Raw genomic sequence first — 273 nt, 5'->3', positions numbered from 1 at the left:
GTGGAGACGGTGAAGCGGCTGGCGCCGGAGTGCGCCGTCTTCAACCACTACGGCCCGACGGAGACGACGGTCGGCGTGCTGACGAACCCGGTGGAGGGCGCGTGGGAGGAAGGCGCGGCGACGCTGGCGCTGGGCCGTCCCATCGGGAATGCCCGCATGTACGTGCTGGACGCCAGTGGGCATCCGGTGCCGCGTGGCGTGGCGGGAGAGCTGTACGTGGGCGGCGCGGTGGTGACGCGCGGGTACGTGGGACGTCCCGAGCTGACGGCGGAG

General features: G+C 72.9%; 1 protein-coding gene. It reads left to right on the top strand.

Translation table 11 applies throughout. The annotated features are described in order from the left end of the window. Window positions 1-9: 9 nt before the first annotated feature. Window positions 10-273 (top strand): AMP-binding protein (locus tag ACLEQD_RS45385; RefSeq protein WP_410392073.1); only part of this gene is annotated, 264 nt, incomplete at its 3' end.

Origin of the sequence: Corallococcus sp. 4LFB (assembly GCF_046520365.1) — a bacterium.
GTDB classification, from domain to species: domain Bacteria; phylum Myxococcota; class Myxococcia; order Myxococcales; family Myxococcaceae; genus Corallococcus; species Corallococcus caeni.
Note: the sequence above shows the minus strand (reverse complement) of the source record. Positions and strands in the feature narration are given on the sequence as shown.